Annotated in this window: 16 protein-coding genes; 3 read left to right on the top strand and 13 right to left on the bottom strand. The window is 67.7% G+C overall.

The genetic code is table 11. The annotated features are described in order from the left end of the window. Positions 1-14: 14 nt before the first annotated feature. From lpqB to ACFWAY_RS29140, 12 genes are all read right to left on the bottom strand, one after another. On the bottom strand, positions 15-1808 hold the full coding sequence (lpqB, locus tag ACFWAY_RS29195; RefSeq protein ID WP_378456697.1) for an MtrAB system accessory lipoprotein LpqB: 1794 nt from the start codon (positions 1806-1808) through the stop codon (positions 15-17). Next, positions 1805-3577, bottom strand: coding sequence for an MtrAB system histidine kinase MtrB (gene mtrB, locus ACFWAY_RS29190; protein ID WP_378456698.1), 1773 nt, complete (start codon positions 3575-3577; stop codon positions 1805-1807). Before mtrB ends, lpqB begins: the two co-directional genes overlap by 4 nt. Next, the gene (mtrA, locus tag ACFWAY_RS29185) at positions 3574-4251 is read right to left on the bottom strand and encodes an MtrAB system response regulator MtrA (protein ID WP_005240059.1); all 678 of its coding nucleotides are present in this window, start codon (positions 4249-4251) and stop codon (positions 3574-3576) included. The genes mtrB and mtrA overlap by 4 nt, the downstream gene beginning before the upstream one ends. 45 nt (positions 4252-4296) lie before the next feature. Continuing rightward, positions 4297-4980: a dTMP kinase gene (locus tag ACFWAY_RS29180; RefSeq protein WP_378513030.1), complete on the bottom strand. Its 684-nt coding sequence runs from the start codon at positions 4978-4980 to the stop codon at positions 4297-4299. A 56-nt stretch (positions 4981-5036) separates the two neighbouring features. Next, positions 5037-6521, bottom strand: coding sequence for an adenosylhomocysteinase (ahcY, locus tag ACFWAY_RS29175; protein ID WP_378456700.1), 1485 nt, complete (start codon positions 6519-6521; stop codon positions 5037-5039). A 90-nt stretch (positions 6522-6611) separates the two neighbouring features. Then, on the bottom strand, positions 6612-7232 hold the full coding sequence (locus ACFWAY_RS29170; RefSeq protein WP_378456701.1) for a TetR family transcriptional regulator: 621 nt from the start codon (positions 7230-7232) through the stop codon (positions 6612-6614). Positions 7233-7316: 84 nt separating this feature from the next. Continuing rightward, a complete protein-coding gene (locus tag ACFWAY_RS29165; protein WP_378456702.1) occupies positions 7317-8825 on the bottom strand; it encodes an amino acid permease in 1509 nt (502 codons plus the stop codon). 28 nt (positions 8826-8853) lie between these two features. Further along, complete coding sequence (locus tag ACFWAY_RS29160; RefSeq protein ID WP_378456703.1) at positions 8854-9780, bottom strand: cation diffusion facilitator family transporter; 927 nt, start codon at positions 9778-9780, stop codon at positions 8854-8856. 78 nt (positions 9781-9858) lie between these two features. After that, positions 9859-11091 (bottom strand): mannose-6-phosphate isomerase, class I, encoded by a 1233-nt coding sequence (gene manA, locus ACFWAY_RS29155; protein ID WP_378456704.1) that lies wholly within the window; start codon positions 11089-11091, stop codon positions 9859-9861. Continuing rightward, positions 11091-12170, bottom strand: a complete 1080-nt coding sequence (locus ACFWAY_RS29150) for a tobH protein (protein WP_378456705.1) — start codon at positions 12168-12170, stop codon at positions 11091-11093. Before ACFWAY_RS29150 ends, manA begins: the two co-directional genes overlap by 1 nt. A gap of 77 nt (positions 12171-12247) precedes the next feature. Next, on the bottom strand, positions 12248-13615 hold the full coding sequence (locus tag ACFWAY_RS29145) for a phosphomannomutase/phosphoglucomutase (protein WP_378513029.1): 1368 nt from the start codon (positions 13613-13615) through the stop codon (positions 12248-12250). Positions 13616-13718: 103 nt separating this feature from the next. Continuing rightward, positions 13719-14114, bottom strand: a complete 396-nt coding sequence (locus tag ACFWAY_RS29140) for a DUF3499 domain-containing protein (protein WP_378456707.1) — start codon at positions 14112-14114, stop codon at positions 13719-13721. Positions 14115-14194: 80 nt separating this feature from the next. On the opposite strand from ACFWAY_RS29140, the gene ACFWAY_RS29135 reads away from it, so the two are divergent. Next, positions 14195-14686, top strand: coding sequence for a metallopeptidase family protein (locus tag ACFWAY_RS29135; protein ID WP_029539455.1), 492 nt, complete (start codon positions 14195-14197; stop codon positions 14684-14686). Here the strand turns inward: ACFWAY_RS29135 and ACFWAY_RS29130 are convergent, their stop codons facing one another. Next, a complete protein-coding gene (locus ACFWAY_RS29130; RefSeq protein ID WP_166680705.1) occupies positions 14687-14947 on the bottom strand; it encodes a WhiB family transcriptional regulator in 261 nt (86 codons plus the stop codon). It abuts the gene before it with no gap. Positions 14948-15399: 452 nt separating this feature from the next. Here ACFWAY_RS29130 and cofD point away from each other — a divergent pair, with 452 nt between their 5' ends. After that, positions 15400-16389, top strand: coding sequence for a 2-phospho-L-lactate transferase (gene cofD / locus ACFWAY_RS29125; protein ID WP_378513028.1), 990 nt, complete (start codon positions 15400-15402; stop codon positions 16387-16389). Further along, positions 16386-17033 (top strand): coenzyme F420-0:L-glutamate ligase (locus ACFWAY_RS29120; protein ID WP_378513027.1); only part of this gene is annotated, 648 nt, incomplete at its 3' end. The genes cofD and ACFWAY_RS29120, both read left to right, overlap by 4 nt.

The raw sequence follows: 17033 nt of genomic DNA, 5'->3' as shown, positions 1-17033 counted from the left end.
CCGCGCCGACAGCCTCAGCCCGGCAGGACCGGGATCGCCTTCACACCCGTCAACCCGGGAACCTCCCGCCAGTACCGGTCACCAGCCGGATCGTTGTTGTTCAACTGGAACACCGCCCGGGAGTCTGCGACGAACTCCGTGGTCGTCGACGCGTCCACGGCCACCACCGGCGCGGTCAGGTTGCGGCTCGGCAGCGCGTCCATCCGCGAACCGTCGACGGCCACCTGCACCACCGGGATGTCCGAGGCCGCGCGCGCGACGACGATCGTGTCACTGGTGCTCCAGTCCAGGGACAGCGCCGGGCTGCCCAGACCGATCGCGACCGCACGGGGATTCGTCAAGGCGTACTCACCGCCCGGCATCTGGGTGACGATCGCGAGGTAGACCTTGCCGTCGACGATCAGAGCCGCGCGCACCCCGTCGCGGGACAGCCGCAACTCGGTGATCGTGGCACCCAGCGCGGTGACGGCGCCGGCGTCGACGTTGACCACCGACGTCCGGCCGGTGCCGGGCTCGCGCAACACTCGGATGACCGTGTTGCCGTTGACCGCTGCCCAGATCGCCGAATTGTCGGGCGCCCATGTCGGGCGGGTGATCGCGCCGCCCTCGAGCACCGACGCGGCACCGTCCTCGTACGCGCCGACCATCAGCGAACTCGCGGGTTCCGGCGCGGGACGCCCGGTGTCCGCGACGGCGGCGACCAGCTTTCCGTCCTGCGACAGCGCGAGCGAACGCATGTTGCGGGCCGAACCGAAGTACCCGGGCACCGGAGTGACACCGGTCTCGGTGACGCTCACCATCGAACCCTCGCGCAGCGCGTGCAACCCCACGGTGGCGCTCGACGTCGCAAACGGATTCATGGACGCGACGTCGGCGGTGGTCCACCCGTTCGGGAACCGCTCGTCGAAGGGCTCGCCGTCGGCGAGCAGCACGTAGGGGCCCGAGATCTCCGCGTTGGCCAGCGTCCAGATCACCTGCGCCGCGAACAGCTGCTTCGCCTGCGCGTCCATCGGCGGCACGCCGGCGAAGTCGATCCGGATCCCGCCGAGCCCCACCCCCACCTGCGCGGTGCGGCCGTCGGCCTTCGTGATCGGGCCGCGCACCGACACGCCGTCGCCGAGCTCGTTGCGCACCGCCGGGGCCAGGGCGGCCTTCGGCCCGTCGATCAGCAGACCGATCAGCTGCGACGCCATCTGGTCCTGGGCGCCCGACACCCAGCGCGGATCCGGCACGACCGTCGTCCCGGCCGGGTCGAGGAAGTACAGCGATTTGCGCTGGTACGTGTTCAGGAACTGCGCCCGGTCGAGGATCACGCCTGCGGGGAGCTCGGAGATCCGCCACTCACCGCCCTGCAGCTCGAGACTGATCTTCGTCTCGAAACTGCCCTCCTCCGCCACGTACAGTCCACCGGGCTCGAGCTGCCCCACCTTGTTGGCGCGGATCGTGTACGTCGCCTGGTCGGCCGACCGTGTCTCCGGGAGGACGTCGACCTTGTCGACGATGGTCGCGCTGGCCGCGTCGTCCCACCTGCCGGACACACCGGGGGTGAGGAACTGGCGGGCCGCGAGGTGCCGGTCGGACGGATCGGTACTGGCCTTGAAGAAGTCACGCAGCAGCAGGTCGGGTTCGCGCCCCGGCGCGGGGGCCGCGACACTCGATCCCGGCGAGTCACGGTTGATCGTGCCGATCGCCTGCGGTGTGGACGAATCCGGGAGGCTCGCGCACCCACTGACCGTGACGAGCACCGCGAGGACGATCGCTCCGCACACCGACCGCGACAGCAGGGCGGATCGCCTGCCGGGCGTCACAGGTCCCGCTCCGGAAGGTGCGAACCGTCTCGGTCACCGACGTGCGCACGCTCACGCTTCTGGGGAACCGTGTGAGACTCGTCGGCCGCCGTCTCCGGGCTCTCGTTGCGCACCGGCAACGTGGTGTCGCCCGGGACAGGCTGCCCCTGAACGTATTTCGCGGTTCCCGGCTTCAGCGGCAGCGGGCTCGACACGACCTTGCGGCCCCGCACCCGCGGCAGTGTCAGCCGGAAGCAGGCCCCTTCGCCGGGTTCGCCCCATGCCTCGAGCCTGCCGTCGTGGAGATTCGCGTCCTCCACACTGATCGCGAGTCCGAGGCCGGTACCGCCCGACCGTCGCACACGCGACGGGTCGGACCGCCAGAACCTGTTGAACACCAGCTTCTCCTCGCCAGGCCGCAGGCCCACACCCTGGTCGCGCACGATGAACGCCGCAGCGCTGTCGTCGGCGCGCAGGCGCAGCAGCACCGGTTTGCCTTCTCCGTGATCGATCGCGTTCGCGAGGAGGTTCCGCAGAATGCGTTCCACGCGACGCGGGTCCACCTCGGCCATGATTGCCTGATCGGGCAGGTCCACGATCAGTTCGGTTCCGCTCTCGCGCGCGAGGTGACGGACCGTCGAGATCGCCGCACGCGCACACATGCGGACGTCGAGTTGCTCGGCGGCCAGTTCCGCGACACCGGCGTCGTGCCTGCTGATCTCGAGGAGATCGGCCAGCAGCCCTTCGAACCGGTCGAGTTCGGCGACCAGCAACTCCGACGACCGCCGGAGCACGGGGTCGAGATCGTCGCTGCCGTCGTGGATGAGGTCGGCCGCCATCCGCACCGTCGTCAGCGGTGTCCGCAGCTCGTGGCTCACGTCGGAGGTGAATCTCTTCTGGAGATTTCCGAACTCCTCGAGCTGGGTGATCTGTTTCGACAGGCTCTCCGCCATCTCGTTGAACGACATCGCCAGCCGGGCCATGTCGTCCTCGCCGCGCACGGGCATGCGTTCCTTCAGCCGGCCGTCGGCGAAGCGCACCGCGATCCGGGACGCCGACCGGATGGGCAGAACCACCTGCCGGGCGACGAGGAGCGCGATGGCCGCGAGCAGCACGGCGAGCACCGCACCACCCACCAGCAGCGTGCCGCGCACCAGTGACAGGCTGCGGTCCTCACTGGCCAGCGGGAACACGAGGTACAGCTCGAGCGTGGAGATAGCGGACGCGGTCGGGCTTCCGACGATCAGTGCCGGCCCCGAATAGCCTTCGGGATCGTTCACGGTGGCGAACTGGTAGGCCACCTGACCGGCCTGGACGAACGCCCGCAGTGATTCCGGGATCTGGTCCGCCGGACCGCTGGACGTCGGGGCGCGGGGACCGTCACCCGGCACGATCAGCACAGGATCGAACGTTCCCGCCGACCCCGACGCCTGACCGGCGTCGGGCTCCCGGTTCGTCAGCGCGGCCCGGGCACCGTCGAGCTGGGTGGTGGGCGAACTACTGTCGTCCGCGCCGGCCAGCTGCCCTTCGACCGTGCTGCGGGCACGGTCCATCTCCTCGGTCGCCGCGTTGATCTTCGTTTCGAGCAGACGGTCGGTGATCTGGCTCGTCAGCACGACGCCGAGCACGACGATGACGATGAGCGACAACGTCAACGTCGAGACGACGACCCTCAGCTGCAGCGAACGACGCCACGTGTGCGCGAGGGTATTGCTCAGTGAGTGACCCCACCGAAGGATCGGCGAAACGCGTCGGTTGACACGACGCCGCCATCGGGAAACACCTGTCACGGCGGTCCGGCCTTGTAGCCGACCCCCCTGACCGTCAAAACCACTTCGGGATTCTCGGGATCAGTCTCGACCTTGGCCCGCAAACGCTGAACGTGCACGTTGACCAGTCGGGTGTCGGCTGCATGTCGGTAACCCCACACCTGCTCGAGCAGGACCTCACGGGTGAACACCTGTCGCGGTTTGCGCGCCAGAGCCACCAGAAGGTCGAACTCGAGGGGGGTGAGGGAGATCAGTTCTTCGCCCCGGCTCACCTTGTGGGCGGGGACGTCGATGACGATGTCGGCGATGCTGAGCAGCTCGGCCGGCTCGTCCTCGGTCCGGCGAAGCCGTGCCCGGACCCGCGCCACCAGCTCCTTCGGCTTGAACGGCTTCATGATGTAGTCGTCCGCGCCGGATTCCAATCCGAGGACCACGTCGACGGTGTCCGTCTTCGCGGTCAGCATCACGATGGGGACACCGGAATCGGCTCGCAGGACCCGACACACGTCGATGCCGTTCATGCCGGGCAGCATCAGGTCGAGCAGCACCAGGTCCGGGCGTGTCTCCCGGACCGCGGTGAGCGCCTGGGTCCCGTCCCCCACCACATACGGATCGAATCCTTCGCCGCGGAGGACGATCGTGAGCATCTCCGCGAGCGCAGTGTCGTCGTCGACAACCAGAATCCTTGGCTTCATGTCCCTATCGTTGCATCTTCGGAGGCCGTAACAGCCCGTTCGCCGTTACGGCGTGCCGTGTTCTTTCTCGTCACGGCGTGCCGTGTCGTCACTCAAGAGTGCCAGGTTTTCGGCGAGCGTGACCGGATCGGTGTCCGGGGTGAGTACCCACCACGGCGAAATCCAGTCCTTCACGGCCAGCTCGCGGTACACCTCGCCGGTGCGTTCCTGCAGTCCACGGTCGCGTTCGTAGGCGTCGAGCGACCGGCTCGCATCCGCCGATTCGCGGCCGCGGGCGCGTTGCGCGGCCAGCGCGACGGGAACGTCCAGATACAGCTGCAGGTCGGGCCGAGGCAACCCCAGCCGCTCGAATTCGAGGTTCTCCACCCAACCCACGAACTCCCCGTCCGCCCCCTGATGCAACCGGGCCGCACCGTACGCGGCGTTGGACGCCACATAGCGGTCGAGAATCACCAGGTCGTGTTCGGCGAGCAGCGCTGACAGCTCCCCGACGGCACCGGACCGGTCCAGCGCGAACATCACGGCCATCGCGTGCACGGAGTCACTGAGGTCACCGTGCGCACCCTTGAGAGCCTCGGACGCCAGATCAGCGTGCACGGACCTGCCGTACCGCGGAAAGTCGAGGGTGCCGACCGTCAGACCCTGGTCGGTGAGGCGTGTTACCACTGCGCCGACGAGTGTTCGCTTGCCCGCGCCGTCCAGGCCTTCCAGCGCAATCAGTTTTCCCACGAGGAAGAAGGCTATCCCCCGGCCCGTACGCGACGGACCGGGGGACGCCGCGATCTCTAGTACCGGTAGTGCTCGGGCTTGAACGGACCCTCGACGTCGACGCCGATGTACTCCGCCTGCTCCTTCGTGAGCTTGGTGAGCGTGCCACCGAGCGCTTCGACGTGGATCTTCGCGACCTTCTCGTCGAGGTGCTTCGGGAGGCGGTACACCTCGTTGTCGTACTCCTCCGGCTTCGTCCACAGTTCGATCTGCGCGATCACCTGGTTGGAGAAGCTGTTGCTCATCACGAACGAGGGGTGGCCGGTGGCGTTGCCGAGATTCAGCAGACGGCCCTCGGACAGCACGATGATCGAGTGGCCGTCCTTGAACCGGAACTCGTCCACCTGCGGCTTGATGTTGATGCGCGTGACCTCGCCGGAACGCTCGAGGCCGGCCATGTCGATCTCGTTGTCGAAGTGGCCGATGTTGCCCAGGATGGCCTGGTGCTTCATCTGCTGCATGTGCTCGAACGTGATGATGTCCTTGTTGCCCGTGGACGTGATCACGATGTCGGCCCAGCCGATGGCCTGCTCGACCGTCTTCACCTCGAAGCCGTCCATCAGCGCCTGGAGGGCGTTGATCGGGTCGACCTCGGTGACCGCGACGCGGGCACCCTGTCCGCGCAGAGCCTCCGCGCAACCCTTGCCGACGTCGCCGTAACCGCAGACGAGCGCGGCCTTGCCGCCGATCAGCACGTCGGTGCCCCGGTTGATGCCGTCGAGCAGCGAGTGCCGGGTGCCGTACTTGTTGTCGAACTTGCTCTTGGTGACCGAGTCGTTGACGTTGATGGCCGGGAACACGAGTTCACCGGCGGCCGCGACCTGGTAGAGACGAAGGACACCGGTCGTGGTCTCCTCGGTGACGCCCTGGACCGACTCCGCAACTTTGGTCCACTTGGTCTTGTCCGCTTCGAGGGACTGACGCAGCAGGGCGAGAAACACCTTGTACTCGTCGGAATCCCGCTCGTCGTCGGTGGGCGGCACGACGCCGGACTTCTCGAACTGCGCGCCCTTGAGGACGAGCATCGTGGCGTCGCCGCCGTCGTCGAGGATCATGTTCGCGGGCTTGTCGGCGTCCGGCCAGGTGAGCATCTGCTCGGCGGCCCACCAGTACTCCTCGAGCGTCTCGCCCTTCCACGCGAAGACCGGGGTGCCCTGCGGCTCCTCGGGCGTGCCGTGCGGGCCGACGACGATCGCGGCGGCTGCGTGATCCTGCGTCGAGAAGATGTTGCACGAGGCCCAGCGGACCTCGGCGCCCAGCGCGGTGAGCGTCTCGATGAGGACGGCCGTCTGGATGGTCATGTGCAGCGAACCGGAAATGCGAGCACCCTTGAGCGGCAGCACCTCTGCGTACTCGCGGCGAAGCGCCATCAGTCCCGGCATCTCGTGCTCGGCGAGCCGGATCTCCTTGCGGCCGAACTCGGCGAGCGAAAGGTCCGCCACCTTGAAATCGATCCCGTTTCGGCTCTCGGCCACGGGCGTGGTTGAAACTGAGGTCGTCATCTGCCTCTCCTGGTTGACTGCTGTTTCGGTCAAGGCTATCGGTACTGCGGCCCGAGGGTCACACTCACGTGAGGCTGCGCCGCGGGGCGGTCACTCCCGATCGGCCCCGTCGACCGCCTCGTCCACGAAAGGTCCCAGAAGGGCACCCAGATCCTCGGCGACGTTGGCCTCGGATTCGGGTGGCATCGAGATGTAACTCATAGCGAGGCGCACGATGGCGCGGCTGAGAATCCCCGCGTCCGACGGGTTCGCCCGCACCCAGCCCCGCTGGAAGACGTCGGCGAGCCGAGTGGAGGCCCGCTCGATGATCGGCGCGCTCTCGGTTGTGATCAGGCGCAGCAGATCGGGCTTGGTCTCGCCACGCAGAAGTGACTGCACTAGAGGGTCGGACAAGCTGGCGGCGAAGAACGCGGTGAATCCGGAGAGCAGCGCGGCGCGACCTTGCCCGACGTTCGCCACGAGCGCCTCGTCGACCGCGTCGACCAGCTCGTCGGCCAGCCGGAGGGCATACGCCTCCGCCAGCCCTTGCCGGGACTTGAACTCGTTGTAGAGCGTCTGCCTGCTCACCCCGGCGCCGGCCGCGACATCCGACATCGTGATGTCCGACCAGTCCTTCTCGAACAGGAGATCCCGCATCGCATCGAGCACCGACTGACGCAGCAGCAGCCGCGCAGCCTCCTGATAGGGCACCCGGACACGCGACGAAGTCATGGCGACGACATTAGTGCCCGCCGCCTCCGGGGCACTCGCCCGGTACTGCCGCTCCGACCCCCGGACGTCCAATCCCGTTGCGTGTCAGACCTCGCCGCGGCTTCGTCTCTCCATCATCGAGTGGCGGCGGCTGTAGGCGAAGTAGATGATCACGCCGAGCGCCATCCACACGATGAACCGGATCCACGTCTCGACGGACAGATTCACCATCAACCACAGGCAGGCGAGGACGGCGAGGACCGGCACCCACGGCACCAGCGGGACACGGAATCCGCGGGGCAGGTCCGGGCGGGTCCGGCGCAGCACGATCACGCCGATCGACACGAGGACGAACGCGAACAGCGTTCCGATGTTCACCATCTCCTCGAGGGTGCCGATCGGGAAGATGCCCGCGAGCACGGCCACCACGACACCGACGAGCACGGTGATCCGAACGGGTGTGCCGTGCTTGCCGGTCGGCGCCAGCCGCCGCGGCATCAGCCCGTCCCGGGACATGGCGAACAGAACCCGGGTCTGCCCGAGCATCAGCACCATCACCACGGTGGTGAGGCCCGCCAGCGCGCCGAACGAGATCAGGTTCTTCGCCCACGTAATTCCGTGAATGCCGAACGCGGTGGCCAGATTGGAACTGTCCCCGGACAATTCGTGGTAGTCGACCATCCCGGTGAGCACCAGCGTCACCGCCACGTACAGGACCGTCACGATCAGCAGCGATCCCAGAATTCCGCGGGGCAACGCCTTCTGCGGATCCTTCGTCTCCTCGGCGGTGGTGGCGACGATGTCGAACCCGATGAACGCGAAGAACACCAGGCTCGCCGCCGCCAGCAGTCCGTACCAGCCGAACGTGCTGCCGCCCGCGCCCGTGATGTAGGAGAACAAGGACTGATGGATACCCTCGCCCGTGCTGCCCGCCTCGGACGGGGGGATGTACGGGGAGTAGTTGTCGGTGTCGATGTAGAACGCGCCGACCACGACCACGACGAGCACCACGGCCACCTTGATCGAGGTGATCACGAGTGAGACCCGCGACGACAGCTTGGTGCCCGTTGCCAGCACGACGGTGATGATGGCGACGATGAGTACCGCACCCCAGTCGAACGTGACCGAGCCGATCTGCGCCACCGGTGTGTGGTTGCCGATCACCTCACCGAGATAGAGCGACCAGCCCTTCGCGACGACCGACGCGGCGAGCGCGAATTCGAGGATGAGGTCCCAGCCGATGATCCACGCGATCAGTTCACCGAACGTCGCGTAGGAGAACGTGTACGCACTGCCCGCCACCGGGACAGTCGAGGCGAACTCGGCGTAGCAGAGCGCGGCGAGCCCGCACGCGATGGCGGCGATCACGAACGCCGCCGACACGGCGGGACCGGCGACGTTGCCTGCGGTGCGCGCGGTGAGCGTGAAGATTCCGGCGCCGATGACGACGGCGACACCGAAGACGGTCAGGTCCCACGCCGTCAGATCCTTGCGGAGCTTGGTTTCCGGTTCGTCCGTGTCCCGGATCGACTGCTCGATCGACTTGGTGCGGAACAATCCGGTCGGCCTGCCGCCTAGGTGCGGTTCTCCGCTGCCTTTGTCCTGGATGGCCATATCAGCCTCCTCAATCGAAAGTTGCCGTTCAGCCTATGCCTTCGGTTGCCCGGAACAGGTCGGGTTCGATGTAGATGCGTCGAGCCGCGGGGACTGCGCCGCGCACTCGCGCCTCGGCCTCGTCGATGGCTTCGGCGACCGCGCTGATGTCCGATCCGGCGGCCACGGCCACTTTCGCGGCCACGAGGATTTCCTCGGGTCCGAGGTACTGCGTCTTGCAATGGATGACGCGCTCGATCTTCTCGCCGTCGACGAGAGCGGCGAGAATACGCGACTCCTCGTCGGCGGTGGCTCCTTCACCGATCAGCAGGCTCTGCATCTCGACGATGAGGATGATCGCGATGATTCCGAGCAGGGCGCCGATGCAGAGGGTGCCGACACCGTCCCACACCGGATCCCCGGTGAGCATCGTCAGTCCGACACCACCGAGCGCGAGAACCAGACCGACCAGTGCGCCGGTGTCCTCGAGCAGCACGACGGGAAGCTCCGGGCTGCGCGACGTGCGGATGAATCCCCACCAGCTCGCCCGTCCCTTGAGGGGACGCGACTCCCGCACGGCGGTGAGGAAGCTGAACGTCTCGAGCCCGATGGCGATCACCAGGATGACCACCGCCACGAGGGGCGACGTGAGTCCCTCGGGGTGCTGGATCTTGTGGATGCCCTCGTAGATCGCGAACAGCGAACCGAGGCTGAACAACACGAGCGCGACGACGAACGAGTAGAAGTACCGGCTACGCCCGTAACCGAACTGGTGCAGATCGTCGGCGGCGCGTTCGGCCTTCTTCTGGCCGAGCAGGAGCAGGCCCTGGTTGGAGGTGTCGGCCACCGAGTGCACGGATTCCGCCAGCATGGACGACGAGCCGGTGATCAGGAAGCCGGCGAACTTGGCTACCGCGATACCGGCATTGGCGCCGAGCGCGGCGAGAATCGCCTTCTTTCCCCCATGAGCCGACAACTGAATTCTCCTCTCGGTCGCACACGACCCTCACGACGGGCCGCGGAGCCCTTCTCGGATCGCAGGGCGGATCACAGGCTACGCGATCGGCGGGCCGACTCTCGCACTGAACAACTGGGCACACTCGGTGCCTGCGGTCACCACCACTTCGGGGTCCTCGGCCGCGATCCAGACGGCGTTGCCCTGGGACAGTTCGAGGGCATCGGTTCCGCACCGCAACTCCACCGAACCCGAGGTGCACAGCAGAATGTGCGGCCCCTCCGAGTCGAGCCGGTGCTCCGTGGGGCCGTCCGGCGACAGGTCGATCCGCGCGAGGACGAATTCCGGCGCCGGCGTCGAGTACACGAATTCGCCACGGCTCGGGCGCTCTTCCGCCTCCAGAATCGGAATGTCGACGGTGTCGAAGTCGAGGACGCGCAGCAACTCCGGAACGTCAACGTGCTTGGGCGTGAGTCCCCCGCGCAGCACGTTGTCGGAGTTGGCCATGATCTCGACGGCCATCCCGTGCAGGTAGGCGTGGAGGTTGCCCGCGTCGAGGTACAGGCCCTGCCCTGGTTCGAGAGTGACCCGGTTCAGGAGGAGCGCGGCGAGAACACCCGCGTCCCCCGGATACACCTCACTCAATTCGAGGGCCGTGCGGATCTCCGCCGTGAACTCACCGTCCTTGGTGTTCGACAGATAGGCGACGCATCCGTCGAGCACCCTCGGCATCAGCGCGCCGAGCACCGGCTGCGGCAACGTGATCCACGTGGTGAACAGCGCGCGGAGACCGTCCGAGTCGGGTTGCCCGGCAATCAGGCCGGCGTAGGGCTGCAGCTCCGGAACCGCGATCGCCTCGAGCAGTTTGACCGTCCGCTGAGGGTCCCGGAATCCGGCGAGCGCGTGGAACCGGCTGAGGGCCACGACGAGTTCGGGTTTGTGGCTGGCGTCCTTGTAGTTGCGCACCGAGGATTCGAGGGGGATTCCCGCTTCGTTCTCCCGGGCGAATCCCTCCCACGCCTGCTCGGCGCTCGGATGGGCCTGCAACGACAGTGGTTCCTCCGACGCGAGCAACTTCAGCAGGAACGGGAGCCGTTCGCCGAACGTCTCCACACTCCGCTTGCCGAGCTGGCGTTCGGGTTCCGAATGCACCAGGTCCAGAAGGGACCGGGGCCCCTCCTCGGTGAGGACGCGGGCGGGATCACCCGGGTGCGCGCCCAACCACAGTTCCGCCTCCGGATGCGCCGTGGGAACCGGAAGTCCACGCAGCTGTGCGATGGCTGTGCGCGATCCCCACGCGTAGGACCGGAGCGCACCTTCGAGTCGGTGCACTAGATACCGCCGATCAACTGGAGATACGCGGCCGTCATGTCGAGTCTGCCGACGAGGACCGCCGCCTGTTCCAGCTCGGGACGCTGAGACGGAACCAGACCCTCGTCCGAGGACGCGACGACGAGGTCGACGTCGCCCAGGGCTGCGATCCTGCGTTCGACGAGCATCCGATCGGCGTCGGCGGACAATACGAACGTGCGCACCGGGCTCGCCGGCGGCGGACCGTCCAGCTCGGGATCGTGGAATATCGAGTCGTGCGCGGAGAGCGCCTGGTCGACACGGAACGTACCCGCCGCACTCAGCACGTCCGAAAGCTCCGACGCGGTCGCCACGCGGCCCGCGTGCAGTAGCGCTTCGGCGCCGTGCCGGGCCAGTTCCACCGTGCTCTCCGTATCGCCCGTGAGCACGATGCGGCGTCCCTGCATGCGGGAGGCCAACGATTTCGCGGGATTGTGAAACACCTCGCTGTTCGGCCTGTCGCGCAGCGCCTCACCGTCGACGGCGTCAGCGATCTGCTCGAGGTCGGGAACCTCGTCGCCCCAACGTTCCGAACCGAGCACCCGGAGGACGGCCAGCAGAACGGCGAAGTACCGCAGCAGACCGTGCCGGGTGAGTGCCCGGACACGTGGCGCGAACATGACGACGCGTCCGGCCGCCGCGGCCTGCAAGGGTCCCTCGTCCGGTGCCGCCACCACCACTTCCGCGCCGCGGCGCACCGCCGCGTCGATGGCCTGCACGAGCCGGGGGTCGCCTGCGTCGTCGCCGGCCACCACCACCACGTCGAGCGGGCCCACCCACACGGGGGTCCGGGTGGCGCGCACCAGCGGGAAACCGATCCGTTCGGCGAGGACCGCCGTCAGGATCGCCGCCCCACGGCTGGCACGCCCCGCGCCGGTCACCACCACCACGCTGCGCGGACGCAGCCCCTGCAGTCGTTCGAGAGCCCCCTCCTCGACCGCGGACCGGGTGGCCCGGATCTGGGCACCACCCATGGCGGCGGAACGCAACGCACCCTCGGTGTCCGCCGCAACCAGTGCGTCCCCGTCGTCTAGATCGAGCAGGGGCGTCGGCGCTGTCATGACACCGCACCCCCTTCCTTCATCAGTGCAAGCCACATTCGCAGCACGAGCAGAACCTGTAGTTCCAACTATGGCAGTCAGGCTCGGACGATGCCCAGTATCTCGGTAACGAGTGCATCTACCTCGGCCGTCGTCGGCGCCTCCACGTTGAGTCGCAGGAGCGGTTCGGTGTTGGAGGCCCGCACGTTGAACCACGCGCCGTCCGTCAGTTCGACCGTGACACCGTCGAGCCGATCCACGTACGTGGTGCGCTCGGCGAACGCCGACAACACCGCGTCGGTCCGTTCGGCGGCGTCCGCGACGGTCGAGTTGATCTCTCCCGACGCCGCGTACCGCTCGTACTTCGCCATCAGCTCGGACAGCGGACGATCCTGCTCCCCCAGTGCCGCGAGGACGTGCAGTCCGGCGAGCATGCCGGAGTCGGCGCCCCAGAAGTCGCGGAAGTAGTAGTGCGCGGAGTGCTCGCCGCCGAAGATCGCGCCCGTCTCGGCCATCTGCTGCTTGATGAACGAATGCCCCACCCGGGTGCGGACCGGGTGTCCGCCCAGCTCGGTCACCAGCTCCGGCACCGCGCGGGACGTGATGAGGTTGTGGATGACGGTCGCGCCGGGCTCCTTGGCCAGCTCCCGCTCGGCGACCAGGGCCGTGACGGCGGACGGCGACACCGGGTTGCCGAGCTCGTCGACGACGAAGCAGCGGTCGGCGTCGCCGTCGAAGGCCAGACCGATGTCGGCACCGGTCTCACGGACGTACCGCTGCAGGTCCACGAGGTTGGCCGGGTCGAGCGGATTCGCCTCGTGGTTCGGGAACGTGCCGTCGAGCTCGAAGTACAGCGGTTCCAGCTTCACCGGCATCGGCTCGAACACGGCGGGAACGGTGTGCCCGCCCATTCCGTTGCCCGCGTCGACGGCCACCGTCAGCGGACGGAGGTCGGAGAGGTTCACCAGTCCGCGGACGAAACTCGCGTACTGCTCGAGCACGTCCTCCTCGGACACCGTGCCGGGAGCGCCGGCGAACGCGGGAACCCCGTCGACGACCTCGGCCGCGATCGTGGCGAGGCCCGTCTCCTGCCCCACCGGCTTCGCGCCTGCGCGGCACAGCTTGATGCCGTTGTACTTCGCCGGATTGTGGCTCGCCGTGAACATCGCACCCGGACAGTCGAGCATCCCCGAAGCGAAATACAGCTGATCGGTGGACGCGAGTCCGATGAGGACGACGTCCAGGCCCTGGGCGGTGACGCCGTCGGCGAACGCGCGGGTCAGATCCGGCGAGGACGCGCGCATGTCGTAGCCGATCACGACCTTCGTGGCGCTCTCCTCGCGAACGAGTCGTGCGAATGCGCCACCCACGTCCTGCACGAACGCGGCGTCGATGTGTTCACCGACGACACCCCGCACGTCGTAAGCCTTGATCACGGCATGTACGGACTCGGCTGATCGCGCCACTTCTTGTTTCTCCTTTACGAGCACCAGTGCTGGCGCAAGCCTAATGCCTGCCCGTCGCGGGCACGGCACGCCGCGGACCGCAGGCCCGGAACAGGCTGGGACGTCAGTTGGACGGGTCGGGAAGTACCCGCAGGTGGCCACGACGACCGGTGCGCGCCGGGCCGGGCTGGGTGCCGGTCTCCGCGCGATCCTCGGTGGACAGGGCCCGTTCGGACCGCCCGCGATCGCCGAGGCCCGCCTCCCGCACGGCCTCCGCCAGCGCGGTCAGATCGTCCTCGTCGGGGGTGCTCGACGAGAACCCACCCTCGTACCGAACCAGTTCCCAGCCCTTGGGTGCGGTAATCCTCGACGCGTGCGTTTCGCACAGATCCCACGAGTGCGGTTCGTCGACCGTGGCGAGCGGGCCGACGACGGCGGTGGAGTCGGAGTAGACGTACGTGAGCGTCGCGACAGCGGGGTTCTTGCACCCGGGGCGGCAGCATCGACGCAGAGATCTCACAGCTAGGGAGCCTAGCCCCACGAAGGCCCGACACCTACTCGGACACACCGAGAGTGTGCGGCTGTCGTAATGTCCACACCATGTCCAGAGCACGACGCAGGCGTCCCGTGACCACCCGATCCGTCGACCGACGGGGACGGGGAATCCGCGGGTCCGTTTTCCCTCCGGACGCGCCGGCACGACGGAGCCGCGCAGAGAAGTTCGATCTGGTGGTCCTGGAGGCGTTCGCGCCGATCGACGCGCGCTGGCGTGAACGCCTGACGAAGCTGGACATCGCCGTCGACGAGGTCCCGAAGATTCATGCGCTCGACCCGGATTCGGTCAACTGGCCCGCCGAGGTCGTGGCGGACGGGCCCGTGCCGCTGTCCCGACTGATCCCGGCCGGCATCGACCGGCACGGATCCACGACGCGGGCGCGAGTCGTCCTGTTCCGGCGACCGCTCGAACAGCGCGCCAAGGATCCGGACGACCTCACCGACCTGGTGCACGACGTGCTCGTACAGCAGGTGAGTACGTACCTCGGAGTCGAACCCGAGGTCATCGACCCGGATTTGCCGGGCGACGAAGACTGACTAGACGATCCCCCGCTTCAGGCGCCGGCGCTCACGCTCCGACAGGCCACCCCAGATACCGAACCGCTCGTCGTTGGCCAGTGCGTAGTCGAGGCATTCGTCCCGCACCTCGCAGCCCAGGCAGATGCGCTTCGCTTCCCGGGTGGAGCCTCCCTTTTCGGGGAAGAAGGCCTCAGGGTCGGTCTGCGCACAGAGCGCTCGTTCCTGCCACTGATCCTCGATGGTCTCGAACAGTTCGTCGAAACCTGTCACCAGACTCAACGCCGGGCGGGGGCCCGTCGTCTCGACTTCCTGTGCGACGAGTTCCGGCACAGGAATTACTTGCACACAGACTTCTTGAACACAGACGCCGTCCGCTGCGCCTGCTTCGGAATTGGTCTGCGGTTCGTCGCTTACTGTGCTCCAGCGAGTCTCCGACTCGATCTGCTCATTGGGCATCGTTCCGCCTCCTCACCTGTGATAGCGCAGAAAATTTCGATCGATCATGTACCCCGACCCGAACACCCCTGCCACCCGTTCGAACATTCGTTCGAATTGATCCCCGCTGCAAGTGATTCCACGCCCGCAACGTCGGAATGACATATTTGTGATTAGACACGCCCAGCGTGTCGCGGTCAAGCTAACCGCCCAAAGTCGATTACTATTTCGCGCTCGCGAATCGCTCCGGGGAAGCAGCTCACAGGAGGCGGACGGCCACCGCCTAGGCTTGCATCGTGAACGTGACTGTATTGGTTGGCGGGGTGGGTGGGGCCCGGTTCCTGCTAGGTGTGCGGAGGTTGCTCGGGGCCGATGCGCCCGGTGGTGGGGGCGCCGATTCCGGCCATTGCATCACTGCTGTGGTCAATGTCGGTGACGACGTCTGGATGCACGGGCTGCGGATCTGCCCGGACCTGGACACCTGCATGTATACCCTCGGCGGCGGTATCGACACCGAGCGTGGGTGGGGGCATGCCGGTGAAACCTGGAATGCCAGGGAGGAACTCGCCGCCTATGGTGCGAAACCGGATTGGTTCGGGCTCGGTGACCGGGACATCGCGACGCATCTGATTCGCACCCAGATGCTGCGGACGGGGTATCCGTTGTCGGCGGTGACCGAGGCGTTGTGCAACCGGTGGCGGCCGGGTGTGACGCTGCTGCCGGTGACCGACGACCGTAGTGAAACTCACGTCGTGATCACCGATCCCGAGGACGGGGAGCAGCGGGCGATCCACTTCCAGGAGTGGTGGGTGCGGTACCGCGCGCGGGTGCCGACGCACAGCTTCGCGCACATCGGCGCCGAGCAGGCGGCCCCGGCGCCGGGGGTGGTCGAGGCGATCGAGAACGCCGACATCGTGTTGCTGGCGCCGTCGAATCCGGTGGTCAGTGTCGGGGCGATCCTGGCGGTGCCCGGGATCCGGGGTGCGTTGCGCACCACCGCGGCGAGGGTGGTCGGGATCTCGCCGATCGTCGGGGGAAAACCGTTGCGCGGCATGGCCGACGAATGCCTCGACGTGATCGGGGTGGAAACGTCGGCGGAGGCGATCGGCCGCTGGTACGGGGCCAGGGGCGGGACCGGGATCCTCGACGGCTGGCTGGTCCACGACACCGACACCGCCGAGGTCCCCGGCGTCGAGGTGGCCAGGGTGCCGCTGATCATGTCGGACCCCGACGTGACCGCGGCGATGGTGCGGGCGGCGCTGGACGTGGCGGGGGTGACGCTGTGACCGACCCCGCCGGGGTGTCCCGGCTCGATCACGCGCCGGGCGGTGCGATCGAGATCCTGCCGGTGACCGGTCTGCCCGAGTTCCGGCCCGGCGACGACCTCGCCGCGGCGGTGGTCGCGGCGGCGCCGTGGCTGGCCGAAGGTGATGTGCTGGTGGTCACCAGCAAGGTGTTCTCGAAGGTGGAGGGCCGGATCGTGTCCTCGCCGACGGACCCGGAGGAGCGCGATGCGGCCCGGCGGCGGCTGGTCGAGCAGGAGGCGGTCCGGATCGTGGCCCGCAAGGGGCGGACCCTGATCACCGAGAACCGGCTCGGGATCGTGCAGGCGGCGTCGGGGATCGACGGCTCGAACGTGGCGGGTTCCGAACTCGCGTTGCTGCCGGAGGATCCCGATGCCAGCGCCGCCGCCCTGCGGGACGCGATCGAGGTGGCGCTCGGGGTGCGGGTGGCGGTGGTGGTCACCGACACGATGGGCCGGGCGTGGCGCAACGGTCAGATCGATGCCGCGATCGGTGCGGTCGGGCTTCCGGTGCTGCACGCCTACGCCGGGGCCCGGGACAGTCAGGGCAACGAACTGGTGGTGACGGAGGTGGCGGTCGCCGACGAGATCGCCGCCGCCGGTGACCTGGTCAAGGGCAAGCTCGGC

This window comes from Rhodococcus sp. NPDC059968 (assembly GCF_042738615.1).
In the GTDB taxonomy this organism is placed as follows: Bacteria; Actinomycetota; Actinomycetes; order Mycobacteriales; family Mycobacteriaceae; genus Rhodococcus_F.
The sequence above is the reverse complement of the archived record's forward strand: the minus strand, read 5'-3'. Positions and strand labels throughout refer to the sequence as shown.